19 protein-coding genes are annotated in these 19,066 nt (G+C 43.4%); all 19 read left to right on the top strand.

Annotated features, from left to right (window positions below):
* Positions 1–5 precede the first annotated feature (5 nt).
* The 19 genes from DESME_RS14730 (at position 6) to DESME_RS14645 (ending at position 19,029) form a co-directional block, all read left to right on the top strand.
* Positions 6–1,682, top strand: a complete 1,677-nt coding sequence (locus DESME_RS14730) for a helicase-related protein (RefSeq protein WP_006716843.1) — start codon at positions 6–8, stop codon at positions 1,680–1,682.
* A gap of 15 nt (positions 1,683–1,697) precedes the next feature.
* Entirely contained in the window at positions 1,698–2,447 is a 750-nt protein-coding gene (locus DESME_RS14725) for a ComFC family protein (RefSeq protein ID WP_006716846.1), read from the top strand.
* Positions 2,448–2,547: 100 nt separating this feature from the next.
* Positions 2,548–2,841, top strand: a complete 294-nt coding sequence (locus DESME_RS14720; protein WP_006716848.1) for a zinc-ribbon domain containing protein — start codon at positions 2,548–2,550, stop codon at positions 2,839–2,841.
* A gap of 198 nt (positions 2,842–3,039) precedes the next feature.
* The gene (locus DESME_RS14715; RefSeq protein WP_006716850.1) at positions 3,040–3,843 is read left to right on the top strand and encodes a basic amino acid ABC transporter substrate-binding protein; all 804 of its coding nucleotides are present in this window, start codon (positions 3,040–3,042) and stop codon (positions 3,841–3,843) included.
* A gap of 143 nt (positions 3,844–3,986) precedes the next feature.
* Positions 3,987–4,790 (top strand): basic amino acid ABC transporter substrate-binding protein, encoded by an 804-nt coding sequence (locus DESME_RS14710; RefSeq protein ID WP_006716852.1) that lies wholly within the window; start codon positions 3,987–3,989, stop codon positions 4,788–4,790.
* A 214-nt stretch (positions 4,791–5,004) separates the two neighbouring features.
* The gene (locus DESME_RS16145) at positions 5,005–5,142 is read left to right on the top strand and encodes a hypothetical protein (RefSeq protein ID WP_167998851.1); all 138 of its coding nucleotides are present in this window, start codon (positions 5,005–5,007) and stop codon (positions 5,140–5,142) included.
* 197 nt (positions 5,143–5,339) lie between these two features.
* Entirely contained in the window at positions 5,340–5,993 is a 654-nt protein-coding gene (locus DESME_RS14705; RefSeq protein WP_041484315.1) for an amino acid ABC transporter permease, read from the top strand.
* Entirely contained in the window at positions 5,980–6,699 is a 720-nt protein-coding gene (locus DESME_RS14700; protein WP_006716855.1) for an amino acid ABC transporter ATP-binding protein, read from the top strand. The genes DESME_RS14705 and DESME_RS14700 overlap by 14 nt, the downstream gene beginning before the upstream one ends.
* A 186-nt stretch (positions 6,700–6,885) precedes the next feature.
* Complete coding sequence (locus tag DESME_RS14695) at positions 6,886–7,092, top strand: cold-shock protein (RefSeq protein ID WP_006716856.1); 207 nt, start codon at positions 6,886–6,888, stop codon at positions 7,090–7,092.
* A 201-nt stretch (positions 7,093–7,293) separates the two neighbouring features.
* Complete coding sequence (hpf, locus tag DESME_RS14690; RefSeq protein WP_006716857.1) at positions 7,294–7,821, top strand: ribosome hibernation-promoting factor, HPF/YfiA family; 528 nt, start codon at positions 7,294–7,296, stop codon at positions 7,819–7,821.
* 186 nt (positions 7,822–8,007) lie between these two features.
* Positions 8,008–10,509, top strand: a complete 2,502-nt coding sequence (gene secA / locus DESME_RS14685) for a preprotein translocase subunit SecA (protein WP_006716859.1) — start codon at positions 8,008–8,010, stop codon at positions 10,507–10,509.
* A gap of 194 nt (positions 10,510–10,703) precedes the next feature.
* Positions 10,704–11,772, top strand: a protein-coding gene (gene prfB / locus DESME_RS14680; RefSeq protein ID WP_156922820.1) for a peptide chain release factor 2 whose coding sequence is annotated in 2 segments (ribosomal slippage) — positions 10,704–10,733 and positions 10,735–11,772 — 1,068 coding nt in all. Because the reading frame shifts where the segments join, the coding sequence is not laid out codon by codon here.
* A 110-nt stretch (positions 11,773–11,882) separates the two neighbouring features.
* Positions 11,883–12,713, top strand: a complete 831-nt coding sequence (locus tag DESME_RS14675) for a transketolase (protein WP_006716864.1) — start codon at positions 11,883–11,885, stop codon at positions 12,711–12,713.
* Positions 12,706–13,641 carry a transketolase family protein gene (locus tag DESME_RS14670; RefSeq protein WP_006716866.1) on the top strand — a complete coding sequence of 312 codons (936 nt, stop codon included), beginning with the start codon at positions 12,706–12,708 and terminating at the stop codon, positions 13,639–13,641. Before DESME_RS14675 ends, DESME_RS14670 begins: the two co-directional genes overlap by 8 nt.
* A gap of 225 nt (positions 13,642–13,866) precedes the next feature.
* Positions 13,867–14,553, top strand: coding sequence for a cell division ATP-binding protein FtsE (ftsE, locus tag DESME_RS14665; RefSeq protein ID WP_006716868.1), 687 nt, complete (start codon positions 13,867–13,869; stop codon positions 14,551–14,553).
* Positions 14,543–15,427, top strand: a complete 885-nt coding sequence (ftsX, locus tag DESME_RS14660) for a permease-like cell division protein FtsX (protein ID WP_006716870.1) — start codon at positions 14,543–14,545, stop codon at positions 15,425–15,427. Before ftsE ends, ftsX begins: the two co-directional genes overlap by 11 nt.
* A 32-nt stretch (positions 15,428–15,459) precedes the next feature.
* Positions 15,460–16,593, top strand: a complete 1,134-nt coding sequence (locus DESME_RS14655) for a murein hydrolase activator EnvC family protein (protein WP_006716872.1) — start codon at positions 15,460–15,462, stop codon at positions 16,591–16,593.
* 105 nt (positions 16,594–16,698) lie between these two features.
* The gene (locus DESME_RS14650; RefSeq protein WP_025248844.1) at positions 16,699–17,886 is read left to right on the top strand and encodes a S41 family peptidase; all 1,188 of its coding nucleotides are present in this window, start codon (positions 16,699–16,701) and stop codon (positions 17,884–17,886) included.
* Positions 17,887–17,997: 111 nt separating this feature from the next.
* Positions 17,998–19,029 (top strand): hypothetical protein, encoded by a 1,032-nt coding sequence (locus DESME_RS14645; RefSeq protein ID WP_006716875.1) that lies wholly within the window; start codon positions 17,998–18,000, stop codon positions 19,027–19,029.
* Positions 19,030–19,066: the final 37 nt, after the last annotated feature.

The following is a 19,066-nucleotide window of genomic DNA, read 5'->3' as shown; positions in this document are numbered from 1 at the left end:
AAAAAATGCTGTTTTATATTATTAGAACAGAAGAGGGAGAATTTTCGCTTTCTCCAATTGTTCGAACGGACAAGCTTCTTATGAGAGTCGAGATGCTCACTCCGGGGTTGCCGTTTAGTTTCGCGCTAAGTCTGATCAAAGTCCTTGAATCAAAACAGATAAAAAATGGGAAAAAGGAAATTTTGAAATACCTTCGGAAATATCCTGGACTACAGGGTATGGATTGGCGTTGGCGAAATATGCAATCCGAAGAGGTGAATACAGCACCTCTGAAAAAGGCGGAGGTTGAAAATCGTTCCTTCACTTCCCGTATTCAAGGCCATCAACTTTCAGAAGCTGATTTACAGCGGTTAGCGAATGAAATGGAGCTTAGTCTCCAGGAAGTTGTACGGCTTTGTCACGAGGCCGTACTTCAGGGTCAAGCCGAATGGATCCCTGCTGTGCAGAAGGAGGGACAAGGATGGCGTTGTATGCGTTGTGGGGAGACCGAAATAAAGGAATGGCCTAGTATTTACGGTTTGGCTGGAACATGTCCTTCGTGTGCTTCCTTGGGAGCACTTAGCTCACTACAGGTAGTGCACCGAAGTATGGGAAAGCGCTTAACTTGTAAAGCGGATGAAATGCAATTGAATAGACTTCCTACCTTCACCCCACACTGGGCCTTAAGCATAGCGCAGGAACGGGCAAGCCAGGAAGTCTTAGCATTTGTTTCGAATGAAACGAGTAAGAACTTACTACTCTGGGCTGCATGTGGGGCAGGAAAAACAGAGGTTTGTTTTCCGGCTACAGCCTGGGCCTTAGAGCGGGGGTATAAGGTTCTCTTTGCTGCACCTCGTCAGGATGTCGTTTTGGATGTAGCTCCTCGCTTGGAAAGGGACTTCCCGGGATTAAACGTAAGCGTACTGACCGGAGTAAGTATAGAACGGTTTTCCTCAGCTTCTTTAGTCCTGGCGACAACTCACCAAGTCTTACGCTTTATAAAAGCCTTTGATTTAATTTTTATGGATGAAGTAGATGCTTTTCCTTACTATGGGAATGAAGCTTTAACTTGGGGGTTACAACACGCCCTAAAACCTGAGGGAAAGATTGTTTATTTGACGGCGACCCCCTCTCCTGAAAATAGGGCTAGGGTACAGCGTAAGGAAATGGAACTTGTACGTTTGCCTGCTCGTCATCATCGTAAGGCTTTACCCGTTCCTGAGTGGATTATGTCGACAAGCCAAGATCATAATGTGGAGCTTTATTCTCACATAAAATCTCTTGAAGAATTTGGACCTGTACTTATCTTCGTTCCTAAAATCTCATGGGTTAATTTATATGTAAAAAAGCTCCAGGTCCTGTTTCCTGGAGGGTCAATTGAGGGAAGCTATAGTTCGGATCCGGGGCGGCGAGAAAAAATTGAGCGGTTAAGAATGGGGAGATATTCAATTTTTGTGTCAACTTCGATTCTGGAACGCGGCGTAACCGTTCCTAATGCTCAGGTCATTGTGTTAGAAGCGGATCATGCAGTCTTCGATGAGCGAGCACTCGTCCAAATGGCGGGGAGAGTGGGCCGGACCCGTGAAAATCCGGAGGGAAGAGCCTTGTTCTTAGCTAAACAGAAAACACCAGCAGTTGAAAAGGCAATCTATTGGATTCAGGAACAGAATAATCTTGCTTTGGAACAGGGACTCATTGATTAAGAGAGGAGGATATCTATGATTAGAATAAAAGAACCTTGGGAAACGGTTAAACTCTTTTGCCAGTCGTTATTATATGAGAAGCAAGAAGATTGTCTTTTGTGTGGAAACGTTGGCGGACCAATCTGTTCAAATTGTGAAGCAGAGTATTTTCATCCAGAACGTGGACGATGTCAACATTGTGGAAAATTAATCATGAAGGAACACCTTCTTTGTTTAGACTGTAGTGAAGGACGGGGACCTAAGGGACTAGAACGAGTCGCGGCTTGGGGGCATTATACCGGTGCCTGGCGAGATTTTATTCATGCTGTTAAATTCAAATCACAACCCTATCTTCTTAAGAAAATTGTACATCCATTTTCAGATTGGGCTATACGAAATTTACCGCCACCGGATGTCCTAATACCTGTCCCGATGCATCCTGAACGTTTAGCAGAAAGAGGGTTTAATCAATCTTCAGTGCTCGCTTCAGCTCTCCATTGGGAATTGGGGATACCCCTTGTTGAGGGATTGGAACGGTTGACTCCGACGACACCGCAAGTCGGTTTAAGCCGTCGCGATCGCCTGCATAATTTAACGGGTGTATTTGCACTTTCGGGGCTAGGAAAAGAGTGGGGGATCAAAGGGAGACGGATTTGGTTGATTGATGATGTGGTGACTACAGGGGCTACTTTGGAATCCTGTACACATGTTTTGAGGGATCAGGGGGCAATGAAAGTCTATGGACTGACTTTGGCAGCAGGGCTCCAGAAAGAGTCTGAAAATTAAAAAAATAAAAAAATAGTGTTTACTTAAGCCGATAAAATGCTATAATGGCATTGGATAGGCGTGAGTCTGTTACATTTTTTAAGGTAAGGGGATTTTCTTCATGGAGTTTCAAGACAAAGAACTTGTTTGCAAAGACTGCGGAGCTACATTCATTTTCACAGCTGGTGAGCAAGAATTTTACGCAGAAAAAGGATTCGAAAACGAACCTCAACGTTGCCGCGAATGCCGCAATACGCGTAAAGCTGCTCGTAACAATTCTGAAGGCCGTCAACGTGAAATGTATACCGTTGTTTGTGCAGAATGTGGAGTTGAAACACAAGTACCGTTCCAACCGACATCTGATCGTCCCGTTTATTGCCGTGAGTGCTACCAAAACCATCGCGTAGCTCGTTAATCGGTAATATACGCGAACATAGAAAGGCATTGGGCTAGGCCCAATGCCTTTTATTATTAATTAAATATTAATAAATAGAGCAGAAATTTGTGCAAATGCCAGTTGAATAAAAATACATAAGTGTGTATAATTACAACAAGATGTTTCCTAGGAGAAAATAGAGGGTAATTTTTGTTGAGATGGAAGGGGAAAAGAAAAATGAAGAAGTTATTTAAAGCAGGCATAGCTAGCGTCTTAGTTGTAAGCTTGCTAGGGCTGGCAGGATGTGGAGGAACACAAACTGCTAAAGAACCTGCACAAAAGGACTCGGGTAGTACTTCAAGTGAGAAAGTTCTTAAAATCGGGTCGGATATTGCTTATGCCCCGATGGAGTATATGAATGAGCAACAGAAACCTGAAGGCTTTGACGTTGATTTAATGAATGCGATCGGGGAAGATATGGGCTATAAAGTTAATTTTGAAACGGCAACTTTTGATGGCTTAATTCCCTCTCTTAATGCAGGAAAATATGACGCCGTAATTTCAGCGATGACGATTACAGAAGAACGGGCTAAAACGGTATTGTTTACAGACAAGTATTTTCAAGCAACTCAGTCTATTGCAGTAAAGCAAGGTTCTCCTATTAAGTCTGAAGCCGATCTTAAAGGAAAGAAAGTTGCGGTTCAAGTTGGAACGACAGGCCAGGAAGTTGTTGAGAAAATGGGCATAACCCCTCAAAAATATGATACGGCACCTGATGCGCTTAATGACTTGATCAATGGCGGAGTAGAGGCGGCTGTCATTGATTCGCCCGTTGTTGCTTATTTTATTAAACAAAATTCGGATAAAAATATTGTTACAATTTCAGGAAACTTTGATAAAGAATATTATGGAATTGCCATTAAGCAAGATAATAAAGAATTAGCCGATAAAATCAACACTTCATTGAAAAAACTAATGAATAATGGGAAATACGGCGAAATTTATAAGAAATGGTTTAATGGAGAGGCTCCAAAGCTTTAATCGATATTGCTTATCGATTAGGGGTGTTGCACAATGAACTTATAGTTCGTGCATCAGCCCTTTTCATTTTAGGCGAGTATTGAATAAATTTGTAGCCTTGTGTATAATCATATATTGATGAAATCTGAAAGGGGATATAAATCGTGTTTAAGAAAGGGTTAAAAGTAGCTTTAGCTTCTTTAGTTATTTTATCCGTAGGGTTAGCAGGATGTGGGAATACAAGCACTGCACCTGATGCTTCAAAACAAGCAGCAAAGACTGACAGTGCTAAAGCACTTAAAGTGGGAACCGATCCGACCTTTGCTCCATTTGAGTTTGTGGATGATAAAAATAATACCACAGGTTTTGATATTGACCTGATGAAGGCTATTGCTGATGATATGGGATACACTGTTCAATATGAAAATTCCGCTTTTGATGGTCTAGTGACTTCTCTTCAAGCGGGTAATTATGATGCTGTTATTGCGGCTATGACGATTACACCTGACCGTCAGGCGAGTGTGGATTTCAGTGAAAAGTATCTCATGGCTGAACAATTTATTGCAGTTAAAAAGGGTTCTCCCATTAAGACTGCTGCAGACCTGAAAGGGAAAAAGGTCGGTGTCCAAAGTGGTACTACCGGACAAACCGTTGCTGAAGCAATGGGAATTACTCCAATGAAATATGATGCGATCCCCGATGCAATGAATGACTTACTGAACGGTGGAGTTGATGCCGTGGTTGCAGATTCACCTGTCGTTCTCTATTTTATTAAACAAAATCCAAACTTTAATATTCAATATGTTAATGGAGACTTCAGCAAAGAATACTATGGTATTGCTGTGAAAAAGGGAAACAATGAGCTTAAAGATAAGATCAACGCTTCTTTGAAAAAACTCCAGGATTCCGGTAAATATAATGATATCTATAAAAAGTGGTTTAATGTAGATGCACCAGCCATTAAATAATTGAATTGAAAAGCGCTGATAAAGAAAGAGGGGCTGTCGCAAAACAGCCCCTCTTTCGGTGTTCAAAATCATTATCGACTATTGCAAAAGACCCGAAAGCGTAGTTCCGCGCATAGAAGTGAACGATTCGCGGAGGGACGTGCAGATGAACAAGGCTTTCGTAGCGTAGCGCAGCCAGAGGACTTGGCCAAGGAAGGCCTGATGTCGCGGGTGCATGGACGCACAGGAGCGACGTACCTTGGCTATTGCCCAGAGGTTTGGCACGAAAATGTCCGGTGGACACTTTCGCTCGAAGCGGCTATCTCCAAAGAGTGCTTATCCGCTGAAGATAGCTGCTACGAAGGCCAAGTGAACCAGTTTCGGAGCGCCAGAGTGAACGGAAGGCGCGAAACTACACGACCATAAGTTTTGCGACTGTCTTTAAGCTTTACGACAACAAGGAAGCTTAATTTCTTAGCTTGAATAATTATGTGCAAAAATGTATAATGACCAAGGTATGATCAGGTTTTTGAGAGGAGGATTCCGGTGGGAGGTATCCGTTGGGACCTAATGATCCCTAGTTTTAAGCCCTTACTTAGAGGGGCACAGATAACGTTAGAACTTACAGCAGGAGCCGTAGGTATAGGTATTATTCTTGGTTTGTTTTTGGCGTTAATGAGGTTATCCAGCAGGCGCCTTTTCAGAGGAATCGCTATTTCTTATATTGACTTTTTTCGGGGAACGCCCCTTCTAGTCCAAATAATTCTAGTTTATTTTGCACTCCCGCAACTTTTGAACTTCACTCCTCCAGATAATTATAGGGATATTGCAGCGATTTGTGCAATGGGATTAAACTCCGGAGCGTATATTGCGGAGATCTTTCGCTCAGGAATCCAATCGATAGATCGGGGACAATCAGAGGCTGCCCGTTCTTTGGGTATGACTCAAGCTCAGGCAATGTGGTATGTTGTTCTCCCTCAAGCTTTTAAACGCGTTATTCCGCCGCTGGGCAATGAATTTATTGCTCTCCTCAAGGATTCATCATTGGTTGCTTTTATCGCTTTGGAAGATTTAATGTATGCCGGGAAAATTATTGTCGGACGGACTTTCCAACCGTTCCCGATCTACATTGAGGTTGCACTTATTTATCTAGCAATGACCCTCGTTCTTTCTCGCGTGGTCAGCTATACCGAAAGGAGGTTCGGTAAGAGTGATAATCGTTAGAAATCTGCATAAATCGTTCGGCAAACTTGAAGTTCTCCGTGGAATAGACTGCCATATCAAAGCAAAGGAAGTCGTCGTTGTCATTGGACCCAGTGGCTCAGGCAAAAGCACATTTTTACGATGTTTAAATAAACTTGAAGAGCCCACTAGTGGAGAGATTGTAGTCGATGATATTCCTCTCAATTCGGATACGAATGTCAATGCCATTCGTCGCGAAGTTGGCATGGTCTTTCAGCGTTTTAATCTTTTCCCGCATATGACCGCTTTGCAGAATATTATGTTGGCTCCGGGCGTTGTTCGTAAAACAGAAAAAAAGGAAGCGGAAGAAAACGCGATGGAGCTTCTGAAAAAAGTAGGCTTAGTGGATAAGGCTCACGAATATCCAGACCGGCTTTCTGGTGGGCAGCAACAACGTGTTGCGATTGCCAGAGCCTTAGCGATGAAACCCAAAGTTATGCTTTTTGACGAGCCCACTTCAGCACTTGATCCAGAAATGGTCGGTGAGGTTCTTGGGGTTATGAAAGATTTGGCACGTGAAGGAATGACGATGGTTGTCGTGACCCATGAAATGGGGTTTGCACGCGAGGTTGGAGATCGAGTCATTTTCATGGATGAGGGCATTATTATGGAAGAAGGGAAACCGGAAGAGGTTTTTGGAAATCCTCAGAATTCTAGGACCCAATCCTTCTTAAGCAAAATTCTCTAAGTGCAAGGAGAAAGCTTAGGCGATTAGGTAAATCAAGGAATCGATTGATTGCAGGTGGAGTTGTAGGCTCCACCTTTCGTGTTTAAAATGGGCATTTTTTGGTTATCCTCATGGAGTAAGGCTTATGGCAAGTGTTTTCTTTTTTGAAAACCTCCAAGTGGCCAAATTCAAGGAGGTAGTTTTTCAGTGTTAGGTAAAGTCAAATGGTTTAGTAAGCAAAAAGGATATGGATTTATCGAGGGTGAAAACGGACAGGACATTTTTGTGCACTTTTCCTCCATCATGGGTGATGGTTTTCGCACCTTGGAAGAAGGCCAGGGGGTCGAATTTGATGTCATTCAGGGGCCGCGTGGAGAGCAAGCCTCGAATGTTGTAAGTGTAAGTGTTCAGTAAGATCTCAGAGGCACGAAGTATAAAATTTTCTATGAACTATAGATAATAAACTTTTACAGGTATTGAAAAGGAGAATTGTTGAAATAATGTACAACGATTCTCTTTTTATTTACGAAGGAAAAATTATAGTTCAAATTCAGCAGGATTTTTTCGTGAAATAGGGAATATTACAATTAAGCTGATTAAAAGGGGGTTCAAACTATGAACATCATGATTCGAGGCAAACATATTGAAGTTACGGATGCCCTGAAAGAGTATGTGTTGAAACGCGTCGGCAAACTTGAAAAATACTCAGATGAGTTTATGGATGTCAAAGTGACCTTGCTGGTAGAAGAAGGACGCCACCGGGTAGAAGTCACAGCCCCTATTCATGGAATTATCCTGCGTGGAGAAGAAGAAAGCACAGATATGTATGCTTCCATTGACCTCGTGGTTGAAAAGCTAGAACGTCAAATTGATAAATATCGGACCCGGATTAACAAACGGATGCGTTCAAAAGTCTTGAAAGACCATGAACCCGCGCATCCGGTGGAAATTGAAGACGAAGAGGAAAAAGTTGTTCGGGATAAGAAGTTCACCTTGAAACCGATGTCCGTAGAGGAAGCCATCATGCAGATGAATCTCATTGGGCACAACTTCTTCGTATTTACGAATTCGGATAGTCAGGCTGTGAATGTGGTTTACCGCAGATATAATGGCGATTATGGTTTGTTAGAACCGGAAGCATAGGTTATAGATCTGAATATGAATATTCTCTGAAAAGAGGCCTGTTTTGTACGGCCTCTTTTATCTGTTCCTTATTTGAAATGCTTAAACCAAATTTTTCCGGCTGTTTATACGATCAGAGTTGCACCTAAAGTGGGGTAATGCTAAAATGAGATGATACGCTGGGACATTTGAAAGGTGGATCTGTTAATGGGGTTTTTAAAAAACTTTCTAGATGACAATGCGCGAGAAGTGAAAAAGTACCAGAAACGCGTACAGGTCATTAACGCGCTCGAACCGGAGATACAGGCTTTAAGTGATGAAGATTTGCGAGGAAAGACTGATGAATTTAAACAAAGGTTAGAAAATGGAGAAAGCCTTGACGATCTTTTACCGGAGGCCTTTGCTGTCGTTCGTGAAGCTTCACGCAGGGTCATCGGGCAACGGCATTATGATGTGCAATTAGTCGGCGGTATGGTTTTGCATGATGGCCGTATTGCTGAGATGCGTACAGGGGAAGGGAAAACCCTCGTGGCGACTCTACCCTCTTACCTTAATGCTTTGACAGGCAGAGGAGTTCATGTTATTACAGTCAATGACTATTTAGCTCGTCGTGACAGTGAATGGATGGGACAGATTCACCAATTTTTGGGGTTATCTGTAGGGCTGATTGTGCATGGCTTAAATTATGCTGAACGCCGCGAAAGTTATGCTGCGGATATAACATACGGAACGAATAACGAATTTGGTTTTGACTACTTACGAGATAATATGGTCACACGTCCAGAAGCTCTGGTACAACGTGATTTGAATTTTTCAATTGTGGACGAAGTAGACTCAATTTTAATCGATGAAGCTCGGACTCCTTTGATCATTTCGGGTGAGGCGGATAAGCCTACTGAGCTATATTATCGGGTCGCTCAAATCATTCCTCGTTTAAAACCCGAAGAAGATTATAATTTGAACGAAAAAGACAAAGTGGTGACCCTAACAGAAAAAGGGGTCAGCCGAGTCGAAACCATGCTCGGTATTGAGAATCTGTATGATGATGTTCATACCGAGTTAACGCATCATGTGAATCAAGGCTTAAAAGCACATGCTCTCTTCAAGCTGGATCGTGATTATGTTGTAAAAGATGGACAAGTCATTATTGTCGATGAATTTACAGGACGCTTGATGTTCGGCCGGCGGTATAGTGAAGGGCTCCATCAGGCAATTGAAGCCAAAGAGGGCGTGAAGATTGAGAAGGAATCGCAAACGTTAGCAACGATTACCTTCCAAAATTATTTCCGGATGTATGACAAACTTGCCGGAATGACAGGTACGGCCTTGACTGAGGAACCTGAATTTAAGAAAATTTATAAACTTGATGTTGTCGTCATACCTACGAATAAACCCGCGCGACGTGAGGATATACCCGACGTCGTTTATCGAACGGAAAAGGGTAAGTTTGAGGCTGTTGTCGATGAGATTGTAGAGCGTCATGCCAAGGGACAACCGATTCTAGTTGGTACGGTCTCTGTTGATAAATCCGAAAGATTGAGCGCTTTGCTGGAGAGACGAGGCGTTCCGCACCAAGTCTTGAATGCTAAATATCATGAAAGAGAAGCTGAAATCGTAGCTGGAGCTGGACAGCGTGACATGGTCACCATTGCGACGAATATGGCAGGCCGGGGGACAGATATTATCTTGGGCGAGGGAGTATCCGAACTGGGTGGTTTGCATATCATCGGTACGGAACGCCATGAATCGCGCCGGATTGATAATCAGTTACGGGGACGTGCCGGACGGCAAGGAGATCCTGGTTCTTCACAGTTCTTCATTTCTTTGGAGGACGATTTGATGCGCCTTTTCGGTGCCGAGAATATTATGGGGATTATGGATAAGTTGGGCATGGACGATAGCATTCCGATTACGTCGAAAATGATTACCCGTTCGATAGAAACGGCCCAACATCGCGTTGAAAACCGGAACTTTGAGATTCGGAAAAATGTACTTGACTATGATGATGTCATGAATCAACAACGGGAAATCATTTATGCACAACGCCGTATGGTTCTGATGGGCGAAAATCTCCGTGAAAATATTATGGAGTATATCAAAAAGGTCGTTAATGACACGGTTGATATCTTTAGTAGAGAAAGTTCCTACCCGGAAGAATGGGAATTGGATAGCTTTGTAGAGTATATCGATACTAACTTCTTACCCAACCACGATATTACGGCTGATCAAGTTGTGAATATGAACAAGGAAGAAGTTGTCGAGCTATTATTAGATAAAACGATTGCTTTGTATGAAGCGAGAGAGAATGCTTTTGGCTCTGAGTTGATGCGCGAAATCGAACGTGCGGTCATGCTACAAGTTGTAGACGGCAAATGGATGGATCACTTAGATGCTATGGATCAGATGCGTGAAGGAATTGGCCTGCGTGCTTATGGTCAAAAGAATCCTCTTGTGGAGTATAAACATGAAGCTTATGATATGTTCCAGGGCATGATTGATTCAATTGAGGAAGATATTGTTCGCTATATGATGAGAGTTGCACCACAGGTGAGGGAGCAAGCTCCGGAAGAACCTCAACACATCCATACAAATCGGGATCAAGAGGAACCAGCACGCCCTGTGCATAATGAGGGACCTAAAATTGGACGCAATGACCTTTGCCCTTGTGGAAGCGGGAAAAAGTATAAGAACTGCCACGGAGCTGAGTAAAGACCACAGAATAATACTATAATAATACTAAATGAATTGCGAGAAGCAGGTGAAGACTTTAAGCGAGCCGTTATCAAACTGAACCCTAGTTTGATAGGCAAGCGCCATTGTCAGAACATGCTCTCGCAATACAACTGAAAGGGATGAAATAAGTGTTAGTAGCTGACTGGAAAAGAGAGCTTGAAAGTTTAGAAATGCGCTTAGCCGATTTGAGGGTTTCTCTTTGACGTCGCTCAGCGTAAGGATAAAATTAGTATTTTAGAATTGGATTTGACTCGCCCGGATTTTTGGGACGATCCTGATTCTGCCCAGAAGGTTATGCAAGAACTCGGCTTTCAGCAAGCAAAAGTTAAAATGTATGAGGATCTTCATGCGAAGTTTGAGGACTTGACTGTGCTTTACGAACTGGCGACGGAGGAGGAAGATAATTCTCTCGAGACAGAAGTTGAGACAGAAGTTAAGGAATTGCAGGGGATTTTTGAGAAACTGGAACTTGAGATCCTTCTCAGTAACCCTTATGATCAGAATAATACTATTTTGACTTTACACGCGGGTGCAGGAGGTACAGAAGCCCAAGATTGGGTTTCCATGCTCTACCGGATGTATGTCCGCTGGGGTGAACGGCGTGGCTATAAAGTGGAAACCATGGACTTGCTTCCAGGCGATGAGGCTGGAATCAAGAGCGCTACGATTTCAATCGCGGGTGAGAATGCGTATGGTTACGCCAAATCAGAGAAAGGGGTTCACCGTCTCGTACGGATCTCGCCCTTTGATGCAGCTGGGCGTAGGCACACCTCTTTTGCTTCAGTAGATGTTATACCGGAAGTGGAAGAGGATGATTCTGAAATCATGATCAATCCCGATGAGCTTAAAGTTGACACTTACCGAGCAAGTGGTGCGGGTGGTCAGCATATCAATAAAACAAGCTCAGCAGTGAGGATTACTCACTTACCGACAGGAATCGTAGTGGCGTGTCAGAGTGAACGCTCCCAAATTCAAAACCGTGCGTATGTGATGCGGGTTCTTAAAGCCAAACTGTTAGAGCTTAAGCGCCAACAACAAGCAGATGAGATCTCTGAAATCCGTGGGGAACAACAAGAAATCGCTTGGGGTAGCCAAATTCGTTCATATGTGTTCCATCCGTATAATATGGTTAAAGACCATCGAACCAATGTGGAGACTGCCAATGTTGCTGCGGTTATGGATGGCGAAATTGATGAATTCATTGCGGCCTACTTGCAAAGCACTAAAACTGCAAAATAATAAGAATTAGCTTAATAGATGATACGATGAACTCATTATCCCTCGGGAATAATGAGTTCAGTAATTTAATCCAATACAGGAGAAATAACAGTTATTAGGAGGGATTAAGCATGTCAGTTCTTGAAGTGAAACGCATGGCGAACCAGCTTCGTCAGGATATCATCACTGAGCTTTTACCAGCTAAATCAGGTCATCCCGGAGGAAGCTTATCTGCTGCGGACATCGTGGCAACGCTATATTTCCACGAGATGCGGATTAAACCCGAAGACCCCAGTTGGGTAGATCGGGATCGCTTTGTACTATCAAAAGGCCATGCAGCACCGGTTCTTTATGCGGCTCTGGCTGAAAAAGGATTTTTCTCAAAGGAAGAGCTTTTAGGCTTAAGACAAACTGGACGGATGCTTCAAGGGCATCCTGATATGAAAAAGACACCGGGTGTTGATATGTCTACAGGTTCTTTGGGTCAAGGTTTATCCGCAGCCAATGGTATGGCTTTGGCGGGGAAACTGGATAAGAAAGATTACCGTGTTTACGTAGTGATGGGTGACGGTGAGATGGCTGAAGGGCAAATTTGGGAGGCAGCGATGGCTGCAGCTCATTATAAACTAGATAACATCACTGGCATCTTAGATTACAACGGACTCCAGATTGATGGAACCACTGATCAGGTGATGTCGACCAGTCCTTTATTGGATAAATGGCAGGCCTTTGGTTGGCATGTGATCGAGGTTGACGGTCATGATATTGAACAGTTATTCACTGCTTTTGAGGAAGCAAAAGCGACAAAGGGAAAACCCACTCTTTTATTAGCTAAGACAATCAAAGGTAAAGGGATTTCCTTCATGGAAAACCAGGTTGGCTGGCATGGTAATGCTCCAAGTGCAGAACAAGCAGAACAGGCGCTTGCTGAATTAAGAGAGGAGGCATCACATCTTGGCTAAGCAATCAACACGGGAGGCTTATGGGAAGGCTTTAGTCGCCTTAGGAGCCGAGAACCCAAACATCGTGGTTTTAGATGCGGACTTATCAAAATCTACAAAAACTGCTGATTTTGCTAAGCATTACCCAGAGCGCTTTTTCAATATGGGGATTGCAGAAGCGAATATGATGGGCACAGCGGCTGGATTTGCTGCTGCCGGGAAGATTCCTTTTGCGAGTACCTTTGCTGTCTTTGCAACAGGACGGGCTTTTGAACAAATCCGCAACTCAATTGCCTACCCGAAAATTAATGTTAAAATTGCGGCTACTCATTCCGGTGTTACCGTGGGTGAAGATGGTGGTTCTCACCAAGCTATCGAAGATGTGGCCATTATGCGCGCGCTTCCCAATATGACAGTTCTTGTACCTGCTGATGGTGAAGAAACACGCCAAGCTATTGACGCAGCAGCTGCATATAAGGGACCTGTTTATATCCGCATGGGACGGCTTGATGTTCCTATACTCTTTGATGAAAACTATACGTTTGAAATTGGTAAGGCCAACGTTATTCGTGAGGGTTCTGACGTTACTATTTTTGCGAATGGCGTTATGGTTGCTGCAGCATTAGAAGCAGCGGAAGAATTAGCAGGACGCGGAGTTCAGGCTGCAGTTGTCAATGTAGCTTCCGTTAAACCGCTCGATGAAGAGACAATCACCCGTATGGCTAAAGCTACTGGCGCTGTTGTTACAGCAGAAGAACACACGATTATTGGTGGCTTGGGGAGTGCAGTGGCCGAAGTATTAGCTGAGAACGCGCCTACTCCCATGGTTCGAGTCGGGCTTAAAGATAGCTTCGGCCAATCCGGACGTCCCCTTGAGCTGTTAGAGAAATATGGACTAACTCCGACAGACATTGTTAAAGCAGTTGATGAAGTCCTAAAAAGAAAGTAATGAGGAAATAGCCGAAATTTATGGGTTATTTTATGAAACCCTAATTCTTGCAGGACTCCTTTCGTTCTGGTAAATAAATCCTTTGTCATCTTGCCCTGAATCTGTGAAAATAGATGAAGGGCTTTTTATTTTTCCTACAGGAAATCACTACCTCGTGTCGAATTGAAATAAGGTTAGGGGAAAAAAAGGGATCTGACACATTAATTGAGGGAGGAAAGGGCTAAAATGATCCAGTTTACAAATGTTTCGAAGATTTATTCGAATGGTGCCAGGGCCCTTGTCGATATTAATCTAACGATTGAAAATGGCGAATTCGTCTTTTTAGTCGGGCCAAGTGGTGCAGGAAAATCAACACTCATTCGTTTGCTTTATCGTGAGGAAACTCCAACCCGCGGGCAAGTTATAATTAATGGGAAGAACCTTCTGCGGATGAGGGACCATGACGTTCCACGACTTCGAAGAAATATCGGGGTTATTTTTCAGGACTTTCGACTATTACCCAGTAAAACCGTATTTGAAAATGTGGCCTTTGCTTTAGAAGTTATCGGGATGTCGAAGAATGAAGTAAGGGATAGAACTAGGCAGGCCCTAGATCTTGTGGGCTTAGCCTCTAAGGAAAAGGTTTTTCCGAATGAGCTTTCAGGAGGAGAGCAACAACGGATTTCTGTTGCGCGAGCTATCGTGAATAATCCGGCCTTACTCGTCGCGGATGAGCCCACAGGTAACCTTGATCCGGAGACAGCATGGGGGATTATGGATTTGCTTTATAACATTAATAAACGGGGTACTACTGTCGTTATGGCTACTCATGCTCGCGATATAGTCGATCAGATGCAGAAACGGGTCATAGCGATTGAAAATGGAAAAGTCGCTCGAGATGATCAACAGGGAGGATACGGATATGTCGATTAACTCCCTAAAATACATGTTACAAGTTGTTTTCAAATCCATACGTCGAAATTTCTGGCTAAGTCTGGCTTCCGTCTTCACGGTGATGGCTTCTCTTGTGATTTTAGGGGCATCTGTCTTCTTCTTGATTAATGCTAATAACATGGCTAAGGATTTTGAATCTCAACTCGAGATTGCCGTATTTGCCAATGATAAGATGAATTTGGATGAAGTTAAAGAATTACAGAACCAGGTCAAAGGATTAAGCGGCGTAACTACAGTGGACCTAACGACTAAAGAGCAGGCCTTAAAGGAATTTTCGCAATCCATGGAGTCGAGTACGTTAGTTTCTGATTTAGGGGGGACTAATCCTTTCCCTGACAAACTAACGGTGCAAGTGTCTGACCCACAACAGGTTAAAACGATTGCAGAGCAGATTCAAGCGCTTAAGGGCGTGGATAAAGTCCGTTATGGACAAGGAATTATGGAACAGCTTTTGAGTTTTACGCATTGGTTACGGTGGATCGGGATTGGTATTGTTGTCGCTTTTGCGGTTGCTTCTTTAGTTTTGATTTCTCTCAATATTAAGATGAATGTTTTCTCAAGACGCCGCGAGATTCAGATCATGAAGCTTGTTGGGGCTAGCAATAGTTTTATTCGTGGGCCCTTTTTGATCGAAGGGATGTTCCTTGGGATGATGGGTGGATTGTTGGCTATCCCTGTTGTTGGTTTTGGTTATCAATGGCTTGCAGGGTATGTCAGCTCTAATTTGACGTTTATGCCAGTCGTCCAAGATTATCATCTGATTGGCCAAGTGCTGTCCTTACTCCTATTGATAGGTATGGCAATAGGAGCAATCGGAAGTGTAATTTCGCTTCGTAAATTTTTAAAAGTATAAATCAGCGGACGTTATGAGAAAGGAGGGGAAAGATGTCTAGACGAGGAGTAATAGCTCTTATATTAACGGGCGTTTTACTCGGAAGTATAGTTCTCCCACTCCAGGCGGGGGAACTTAATGATGCGATTCAGCAACAAAAAGATTTAGAACAAGAGCAGAATCAAATCGCAGGAAAGTTAAATCAACTGACCAATTCTGAGGACAAGCTGAAAACGCAAATTCAATCGCTAACAACGCAAATTACCTCTGCCAAAACAGAATTAAGTAAAAAACAAGTGGCATATAATCAAGCCCAGAAGGATGTTAGTCTCTCTGAAAAGGAGTTAGCGAAACGTCTGCAGGAGCTTGACGATCGTCGAGTGGTTTTACAGAAACGGGTACGGGTAATTTATGAAGAAGGCCAACTCAGTTATTTGGAGGTTCTTTTTCAATCGACTGACTTGGAGGATTTTATTACCCGACTCGAGTATTTTACAAAATTAGTGGAAAATGACCAACAAATTTTGTTGGAGATTCAAGCTGAGAAAGTGGCTGTTGAGCAGAAAACGAAGGAATTGCAGGGTCGCCGTGATCAGGCGGCTCAACTCCAAACTCAGGCGGCGCAAGCGAAAGCGGATTTGGATGGGAAGAATCAACAATACCAAGAGGCCCTGAGTCAGAATAAAAAAGCGCAAGATGAGTTATCGGAACAAAATGTGCGCTTGGCGGCTGATTCTGCCGCGATGGCTCAGAAAATCCGTCAATTAACAGCGGCCTCATCGGGCAAAGTGTTAGGGACAATAAGCACTTATCCTCTGCCAGGGCATTATGAAGTCAGCAGTCCTTACGGCTGGAGAATCCATCCTGTGACAGGCCAGAAAAGTTTACATACGGGAACAGATCTTCCCGCTCCAGGGGGAACCGCGATCCTCGCTGCGGGAACGGGTAAGGTTATCATGGCAGGTTGGTATGGAGCCTACGGTAACGCTGTAATTATCGATCATGGAGGTGGCTATACCTCGCTTTATGGTCACCAGTCTCGACTAGGAGTTTCTGTAGGAGATGAGGTCAAAGCGGGAGAAGTTATTGGCTATGTAGGTACTACAGGCTGGAGTACTGGTAACCACTTGCATTTCGAAGTTCGAGTTAATGGGAACCCTACTGATCCCATGCAATTTTTTAATTAAGTATGAGTGCAATAGGATGAGCATATAATATCACAAAGGTTTGTCTCAACTATGGGGACAAGAGGGGCTAATGACTTTGAGGAGTTGCAGGGTGGGAAGGGGCTAATGACTTTGCAAGAGAGAAATTGGAAAGACTTTTTTAAGCAGGTCGGGTTGATCGTAGGTATTGTGAGTATTGTCTTTACCGTAACAGTTGCTGGATTTGTTGTTGCGAATTTGCAGGACATGGGTAGATTGGTTCGTGTAGTACAACTTGTAAAAAGTGACTATCTGGAAAAATCCTCCGGTAATCAGCTCATTGAGGGAGCGACACGTGGAATTGTCGATTCATTGGGAGATCCTTATTCAGTCTATATGGATGCTGAGGAAAATGCGCAGTTAATGGAACAGATTGAAGGGAAGTTTGGCGGGGTGGGTATCATTATCAGCCTTAAAGATCCCGATAAACTTGTCGTTTTGCGTCCCATTAAAAATACGCCAGCCGCTAAAGCCGGGCTTGAACCGGGTGATGTTATTACGAAGATTGATGATCAAGACGCTACAACGATTCCACAAGATAAAGCAGTTGCGTTGATGCGTGGGGATCCCGGTACAAAAGTTAATTTAACGATCTATCGTGACAGCACAAAACAGACGTTGTCAGTACCTTTAACTCGGGAAGCGATTGCGGTGCCCACGGTTGATGGAGAAGCCTTACCCGGTAATTCTGACATTGCCTATATCGACATTTCCCAATTCTCAACGAATACGGCAAATGAATTGGCTAGTGTATTAAAAACAATGGATATTTCGAAATACAAGGGAATTGTGTTAGATCTTCGGTACAACCATGGCGGTGAACTCGATGCAGCAGTTGGGGTCGCCAGTCGCTTTGTGCAATCTGGTCCAGTGGTATATATCGTGGATAATGAAGGACGTACGCTTACAAAATCCGCTGAAGATAATTTTCTAGGAAAACCCTTTGTTGTACTTGTCAATGAAGAAAGCGCTTCAGCATCAGAAATTGTTGCGGGCGCGATTAAAGACCGAGGAACAGGAACCCTTGTCGGAGTGAAGACCTTTGGTAAAGGGATTGTTCAAACCATTTTCCCACTTGATACGGGAACAAGCCTTAAACTGACGACTGCAAAATATTTAACTCCGAATAAAATTGATATTCATAAAAAAGGAATCGAGCCTGATGTTAAGGTGGAGTTAAAAAAAGGTGAAGAAGCCACTATTGCACCGACGGATAGAAAATATGATTCACAATTAACTCAAGCCGTGCAGATCCTGCGAGAAAAAATAAAATAAAACGATGATGCCGTCCTACGTTTTAGGACGGCATTTTTCATGCAAAAGCTGTGACCTTTCACCTTCCGTTTGCATAGACTACGACGAGCAAAACAAACAGGGGGGAAGGACATGGTTCAAAAACCGGGCGTGCGTCATTATTTCGCTGAAGGAGTAACGAGTCGGGGTTACATATCGCTTTTGCCAGATATGATGTCAGAATGGAAACGTACTTATGTCCTCATGGGCGGTCCGGGAACGGGTAAATCGACAATGATAAAAATGATTGGACTGGAACTACTCGATCGGGGTTATGAAGTGGATTTCATGCGCTCTGCGCAAGATCCTGATTCAATGGCGGGTTTTAGTATTCGCCGGAGTAATTTGGCCATGCTGGACCTCTATGAAGTGGCTCCCCTAAAGTGGCGTGCTCCTGGGATTGTGGAGCAGTTTGTTGATTTCATGCCTCTATGTGATCTACGTAAACTTGACCAGCATCGTTTGCAGATTTTGGAGCTAGAAGATATAGAAAAACGCCTTCAGAAAGAGATAGGAATCCGATTAGCTGAAGAATTTGGAGAAAAGATCCGGCCAAAGGCGCCTACCTTTGAAGGAAAACAGGAACGCCCCTGGTTACTTAACATCTATTCGTCCTCAGATCTTAATGAAGGAAGGGAGGAGCCTTGGAGTAAAGCGCAAGGCGCGTTACGCAAGCTTCAAAAAAGTAAGGTCACTCCTTTTTTTCTCCATGGTTTAGATTGTGAAGGTTGGTTGAATCTTGCTCCTCATTATTTGAGTGATTTTGATCAGATTCGTTTGGACGGAAAAGAAACCTCAGAAGCGATGGATTGGATTCTTAGCGAAGCAGAGCAATTAGGTCAGATTATAGATATGGTACTCCATCCTCTTTACCCAGATAAGGTCATCGGTATTGTTTTTCCCCAAAGAAATCTTGCGATTTGGCAGGGTGGACCCGAAGAATTAAAAGATCAAGGGCTTGATCGTCCTTTTAGTAGTGCTCTCAAAAATGCCCTAGTTCAGTTTCAAAATGCAAGGGAACGTTTAAAATCCATTTATATGAATGAAATTGATTTCTCTCGAGTGGATCAGCTAAGGGATGAAATGCTGAATCAGATCTTAAGAGATCTCGAAGGACTTAAGTAACAAAGAATATAACAAGCACAGGGCGCGATTAAGCACT

It is taken from the genome of Desulfitobacterium metallireducens DSM 15288, assembly GCF_000231405.2.
GTDB lineage: Bacteria > Bacillota > Desulfitobacteriia > Desulfitobacteriales > Desulfitobacteriaceae > Desulfitobacterium_A > Desulfitobacterium_A metallireducens.
This window is presented reverse-complemented; position numbering and strand designations above follow the sequence as displayed.

What these genes read in the sequence shown, in the direction of transcription:
- DESME_RS14730 (WP_006716843.1), top strand. Translation starts at nt 6, where the DNA reads ATGCTGTTTTATATTATTAGAACAGAAGAGGGAGAATTTTCGCTTTCT.
- DESME_RS14725 (WP_006716846.1), top strand. Translation starts at nt 1,698, where the DNA reads ATGATTAGAATAAAAGAACCTTGGGAAACGGTTAAACTCTTTTGCCAG.
- DESME_RS14720 (WP_006716848.1), top strand. Translation starts at nt 2,548, where the DNA reads ATGGAGTTTCAAGACAAAGAACTTGTTTGCAAAGACTGCGGAGCTACA.
- DESME_RS14715 (WP_006716850.1), top strand. Translation starts at nt 3,040, where the DNA reads ATGAAGAAGTTATTTAAAGCAGGCATAGCTAGCGTCTTAGTTGTAAGC.
- DESME_RS16145 (WP_167998851.1), top strand. Translation starts at nt 5,005, where the DNA reads ATGGACGCACAGGAGCGACGTACCTTGGCTATTGCCCAGAGGTTTGGC.
- DESME_RS14705 (WP_041484315.1), top strand. Translation starts at nt 5,340, where the DNA reads ATGATCCCTAGTTTTAAGCCCTTACTTAGAGGGGCACAGATAACGTTA.
- hpf (WP_006716857.1), top strand. Translation starts at nt 7,294, where the DNA reads ATGAACATCATGATTCGAGGCAAACATATTGAAGTTACGGATGCCCTG.
- secA (WP_006716859.1), top strand. Translation starts at nt 8,008, where the DNA reads ATGGGGTTTTTAAAAAACTTTCTAGATGACAATGCGCGAGAAGTGAAA.
- DESME_RS14675 (WP_006716864.1), top strand. Translation starts at nt 11,883, where the DNA reads ATGTCAGTTCTTGAAGTGAAACGCATGGCGAACCAGCTTCGTCAGGAT.
- ftsE (WP_006716868.1), top strand. Translation starts at nt 13,867, where the DNA reads ATGATCCAGTTTACAAATGTTTCGAAGATTTATTCGAATGGTGCCAGG.
- ftsX (WP_006716870.1), top strand. Translation starts at nt 14,543, where the DNA reads ATGTCGATTAACTCCCTAAAATACATGTTACAAGTTGTTTTCAAATCC.
- DESME_RS14655 (WP_006716872.1), top strand. Translation starts at nt 15,460, where the DNA reads ATGTCTAGACGAGGAGTAATAGCTCTTATATTAACGGGCGTTTTACTC.
- DESME_RS14650 (WP_025248844.1), top strand. Translation starts at nt 16,699, where the DNA reads ATGACTTTGCAAGAGAGAAATTGGAAAGACTTTTTTAAGCAGGTCGGG.
- DESME_RS14645 (WP_006716875.1), top strand. Translation starts at nt 17,998, where the DNA reads ATGGTTCAAAAACCGGGCGTGCGTCATTATTTCGCTGAAGGAGTAACG.